The organism is Candidatus Methylomirabilota bacterium (assembly GCA_028870115.1).
Taxonomy (GTDB): domain Bacteria; phylum Methylomirabilota; class Methylomirabilia; order Methylomirabilales; family Methylomirabilaceae; genus Methylomirabilis.
In genome coordinates, this window is the sequence record JAGWQH010000010.1 from 1 (window position 1) to 5731 (window position 5731).

Here is a 5731-nt window from a genome sequence, read left to right on the forward strand (position 1 = left end):
CGCGAAAGATTACGGTCGACGCCCGGGGCGAGTTCCTGCAGCTCAAAGACACCATCAACACGATGGTGGATCAGTTGAACGGGTTCGCCTCCGAGGTCACCCGCGTGGCCCGTGAGGTCGGCACTGACGGCAAGCTCGGCGGCCAGGCGGTCGTCGCCGGCGTAGGCGGCACCTGGAAAGACCTGACCGATAACGTCAACGGGATGGCGGCCAACCTGACCGGCCAGGTACGTAACATTGCGACCGTGACGACGGCCGTGGCCAACGGCGACCTGTCGCGAAAGATTACGGTCGACGCCCGGGGTGAGATCCTGGAGCTGAAGGACACCATCAACATCATGGTGGACCAGCTCAACTCCTTCGCCTCCGAGGTCACCCGCGTGGCCCGCGAGGTCGGCACCGAAGGGAAGCTGGGCGGCCAGGCGGTGGTGCGGGGCGTGTCGGGCACCTGGAAGGACCTGACCGACAGCGTCAACGGGATGGCGGCCAACCTGACCGACCAGGTGCGCGGCATCGCCAAGGTCGTCACCGCGGTGGCCAACGGCGACCTGAAGCAGAAGCTGACGTTCCTGGCCAAAGGCGAGATTGCGACCCTCGCCGATACTATCAACAGCATGATCGATACGCTGGCCACCTTCGCCGACCAGGTCACGGGGGTGGCCCGCGAAGTGGGCGTCGAAGGGCGGCTGGGCGGCCAGGCCAACGTGCCGGGCGCTGCCGGCACCTGGAAAGACCTGACCGATAACGTGAACCAGCTTGCGGCGAACCTCAGCACCCAGGTGCGGGCGATCGCGGATGTGGCCACCGCCGTGACCAAGGGCGACCTGACCCGTTCGATCAGGGTCGAGGCCCGCGGCGAGGTGGACGAACTGAAGAACAACGTCAATGAGATGATTCGCAACCTGCGGGAGACGACCCAGACCAACACCGAGCAGGATTGGCTGAAGACCAACCTGGCCAAGTTCACGCGGATGCTGCAGGGGCAGCGCGATCTGCTGGCGGTAGCCCGCATGCTCCTGAGCGACCTGGCGCCGCTGGTCAACGCGCAGCACGGGGTCTTTTACATCACGGAATCCCAGGACGGCGGCCAGCCGCACCTGAAGCTGCTGTCCGCCTACGCGTACAAAGAGCGGAAACATCTGGCGAACGAGTTCCGCATCGGCGAGGGGCTGGTGGGGCAGAGCGCGTATGAAAAGCAGCGCATCCTGCTCAGCAACGTGCCCGGTGACTACATCCAGATCAACTCCGGGCTGGGCGAGGCGCCGCCGATCAACATCATCGTCCTGCCGGTCCTCTTCGAGGGCAATGTCAAGGCGGTGATCGAGCTGGCGTCGTTCGAGCGGTTCAGCGCCATCCATCAGGCATTCCTGGAGCAGTTGACGGAAAGCGTCGGGATCGTGCTGAACACGATTGAGGCGGGTAGCCGCACCGAAGAGCTGCTCAAGCAGTCGCAGTCGCTGGCGCAGGAGCTGGGCAGCCAGCAGACCGAGCTGCAGCAGACGAATGAAGAGCTCGAGGAGAAGGCCCGCCTGCTGGCCGAGCAGAACAGCGAGGTCGAGCGGAAGAACCGTGAGATCGAGGTGGCCCGCACGACACTCGAGGAAAAGGCCGAGCAGTTGGCGCTCACATCCAAGTACAAGTCTGAGTTCCTGGCGAATATGTCGCATGAGCTGCGGACGCCACTCAACAGTCTCCTCATCCTCTCGCAGCAACTGGCCGAGAACCCCGAAGGTAACATGACGGAAAGGCAGAAGGAGTTTGCCGGTACGATTCACGGCTCGGGCAGCGACCTGCTCAACCTGATCAACGATATCCTCGACCTGTCCAAGATCGAATCGGGCACCGTCACGGTGGATGTGGAGGAGGTGCTCTTCTCCGGCCTGCGCGACCATGTCGAGCGCACGTTCCGCCATGTGGCCACGTCGAAGGGGCTGGGGTTCGGGATCGAATTGAATCCGAGCCTGCCTCAGGCCGTCTATAGCGATACCAAGCGGCTCCAGCAGGTGTTGAAGAACCTGCTGTCGAACGCCTTCAAGTTTACCGAGCGGGGGCAGGTGGACCTGCGCATCTACCCGGCGTCCGAAGGCTGGAGCCGCGACCACGAGATTTTGAACCGGGCCCAGCAGGTCATCGCCTTTGCCGTAAGCGACACCGGCATCGGTATCCCGCCCGAAAAGCAGAAGATCATCTTTGAGGCGTTCCAGCAGGCTGAAGGGGGGACCGCCCGCAAATACGGCGGGACGGGCCTGGGCCTCGCCATCAGTCGCGAGATCACGCACCTGCTGGGCGGCGAGATCCGCCTGGTGAGCACACCGGGTCAGGGCAGCACCTTTACCCTCTACCTGCCCCAGACCTATGTGGGACCATCCGCCATGCTTCCAGGCATGGGCGGTTCAGGGGGTGGCGCGCCGGGGCCGGGTCCTGGACCGGGTCGGGCCACGCCTGCGCCACGGGTTCCCGGCGGGAAGGCGGCTGCGCCGGCACGCCGCGCCGCGCCCGATTCGCCTGTCAGCCTGGCGGCCACCCTTGAGGCGGCTGCCGACGACCGGGCGACGATCCAGCCGGGCGATCGGGTGCTGTTGATCGTGGAGGACGATCCGAAGTTTGCGCCGATCCTGTTGGGGATGGCGCGGGAGAAAGGGTTTAAGGGGGTCGTCACCGCGCGCGGCGAGGAGGCGCTGATCCTCGCGCGCGACTACAAGCCGACGGCGATCACCCTCGATATCATCCTACCGGATATCGATGGGTGGACTGTCCTGGATCGCTTGAAGATCGATCCGATGACCCGCCACATTCCCGTCCACATCATCTCGGTCGAGGACGACCGGCGACACGGCCTGGAGCACGGGGCCATTGCCTACCTGACCAAGCCCGTGAGCAAGGAGACGCTTGATGAGGCGTTTGTCCGGATTGATGCATTTGCCGGGTCTCAGTTACGGAAACTGCTGGTAGTGGAAGACGACGAGACCGATCGCCGGAGCATTATCGAACTGATCGGCAACGGCGATGTGCAGATTACCGATGTTGGCACCGGCAAGGAGGCGCTGGCGGCGTTAAGCGCCGAGCGGTATGACTGCATCGTGTTGGACCTGAAGCTGCCGGACATCAGCGGGTTTCAATTCCTGGAACGGATGCAGAAGCAGCCCGCCCTGCGCGATGTCCCGGTCATTGTGTACACGGGGAAGGAGTTGACCAAGCGAGAAGAGGCTCAACTGCAGCAGATGGCGCAGTCGGTGATCGTGAAGGGGGCGCGGTCGCCGGAGCGGCTGCTGGCCGAGACCTCACTCTTCCTGCACCGGATGGTGGCGGATCTGCCCGCCGCCAAACGACGGATGCTGGAGGCGCTCTACCAGTCGGACACGGCGCTCACCGGCAAGAAGGTGCTGATCGTCGACGATGACGTCCGCAACATCTTCGCGCTGACCAGCGTGCTGGAGCGCCACGGCCTGGTGGTGGTAAGCGCCGAAAACGGCAAGCAGGCATTGGAGCGGTTGCAGACGGTTCCTGATATCGAGCTGGTGCTGATGGACGTGATGATGCCGGAGATGGACGGCTACGATACGACACGCGCCATCCGCAAGAGCCCGAAGTTCAAGAAGCTGCCGATTGTGGCCCTGACGGCCAAGGCCATGAAGGGCGACCGGGAAAAGTGCCTGGAGGCGGGGACCTCGGATTACATCGCCAAGCCGGTCAACACCGATCAGTTGCTGTCGTTGATGCGCGTCTGGCTTTACAGGTGAGCCTGTCAGATGACTAGCGGCGGACGGTATGGGCAATGGATAAGATTAATGTTGTCCCGTTCGTGCTGAGCCCGTCGAAGCACAACAAGATCTGGCAGGACAGACTTAGGTGACAATGAACAAAAACGAACTGGAAGAGATCGAACTTAGCCTGCTGCTTGAGGGGGTCTATCAGCGGTACGGCTACGACTTCCGCGAGTACGCTGAGGCCTCGCTCAAGCGCCGCGTCAGGCAATGTATCCGGGAGGAACAGGTGACGACGATCTCCGGTTTGCAGGAGAAGATCCTGCGCGAGCCGGCCTGCATGGAGCGGTTCCTGATGACGATGTCGGTCGACGTGACGGCCATGTTCCGTGATCCCGCGTTTTACCTGGCGCTCCGTAAAAAGGTCGTGCCGCTCTTGCGGGCGGAGCCGTTCATCCGCATCTGGCACGCCGGCTGCGCCGGCGGTGAAGAGGTCTATTCGATGGCAATCCTCCTCCAGGAGGAGGGGCTGTACGAGAAGAGCCGGCTGTACGCTACCGACATGAACGGAGTCCTGCTGGAAAAGGCTAAGGCGGGCATCTTCAAACTCAACGCCATGAAAGACTACACCGCCAATTACATGCAGGCGGGCGGCTTGTGCACCTTCGCCGACTATTACGTCGCCAAGTACGACAACGCCATACTGGGCGCGGAACTGCGCACGAATATCGTCTGGGCCCAGCACAACCTCGTCACCGACGCCTCGTTCAATGAGTTCCACCTGATCCTGTGCCGGAACGTGATGATCTACTTCAACAAATCTCTTCAGGCGCGCGTCCACAACCTGCTCTACGACAGCCTGGCCGACTCCGGTGTACTCGGTCTGGGCAGCAAAGAGTCGATCAAGTTCACGTCTCACGAGACCGACTATGATGTCCTGGATGACCGCCATAAGCTATACCGAAGGCGTAAGTGATGCAGTAAGCGGCGCTGCGATATTTCAACCGTTCGTCCTGAGTCCTTCGACAGGCTCAGGACAGGCTTCGATGTGCCAGCCGTTCATCCTGAGCCCGTCGAAGGATAACGGTTGGTCTCCTCGGAGCAGGTTTGTTGAAGACTGATCCGTTCATGGTTCGACAGGCTCACCACGAACGGTTAGAGATGTCGAAGGATTCACCATGAGCGGTATAAAGATATTTATGGCTTGCGTTACGTATACAAAGCTCAACAAGATGTTTTCAACCGACTATGGCGTATGAGTTAATCGTCATCGGGGTGTCCTTAGGGGGGCTGACTGCGGTGAAGCACGTGCTGGAGGCGTTGCCGAAAGGGTTCCCGGTGGCCGTAGCCGTCGTACAACACCGACGGCAGGACGCCGACGAGATACTCGTGAACCTCTTGCAGGATCTGACCACGCTGCCCGTGGTGGAGCCTGACGACAAGGAACCGATTCGGCCAGGGTTTGTCTATCTGGCGCCGTCCGACTATCACCTGCTCGTCGAAAAGGGCCATGTTGCCCTGTCGACGGACGCGCCCGTCTTGAATGCGAGGCCCTCGATCGATGTGCTGTTCGAGTCGGCGGCCGACGTCTATCGCGATCGGCTGGTCGGTGTCGTCCTGACCGGCAACAGCCTGGATGGCGCGCAAGGGTTAGCGGCCGTCAAGCGGAAAGGGGGCCTGACGGTGGTGCAGGACCCGCACACCGCCGAAGCGGCCATGATGCCGGAGGCCGCCATTGCCGCCACTGAGGTCGACAAGGTGCTGCCGCTGGAGGCGATCGGCCCGTTTTTGGCCGAACTGGGTGAGGCGAAATGAACTACATCCCAGCCGTTTCCTTCGACAGGCCTGTCCTGAGCATGCCAACCGTCCTTCGACAGGCTCAGGACGAACGGTTGGCCTGTCGAAGCAACTGTCTTGATTGTCAAGGGCTCAGGATGACCGGCTGGGAATATCGGAGGGCGTGGTTTGTAAAATCCGTTCGTCCTGAGCCTGTCGAAGGATGACCATGAGCAAGGAGTCGAAAGCCG

At 61.9% G+C, this 5731-nt stretch carries 3 protein-coding genes; all 3 read left to right on the top strand.

What is annotated here, in order from left to right:
- A partial coding sequence (locus KGL31_00410) for a response regulator (protein MDE2320376.1) occupies positions 1-3740 on the top strand: 3740 nt, incomplete at its 5' end.
- A 115-nt stretch (positions 3741-3855) separates the two neighbouring features.
- Complete coding sequence (locus tag KGL31_00415) at positions 3856-4680, top strand: protein-glutamate O-methyltransferase CheR (GenBank protein ID MDE2320377.1); 825 nt, start codon at positions 3856-3858, stop codon at positions 4678-4680.
- Positions 4681-4952: 272 nt separating this feature from the next.
- The gene (locus tag KGL31_00420) at positions 4953-5519 is read left to right on the top strand and encodes a chemotaxis protein CheB (GenBank protein MDE2320378.1); all 567 of its coding nucleotides are present in this window, start codon (positions 4953-4955) and stop codon (positions 5517-5519) included.
- Positions 5520-5731: the final 212 nt, after the last annotated feature.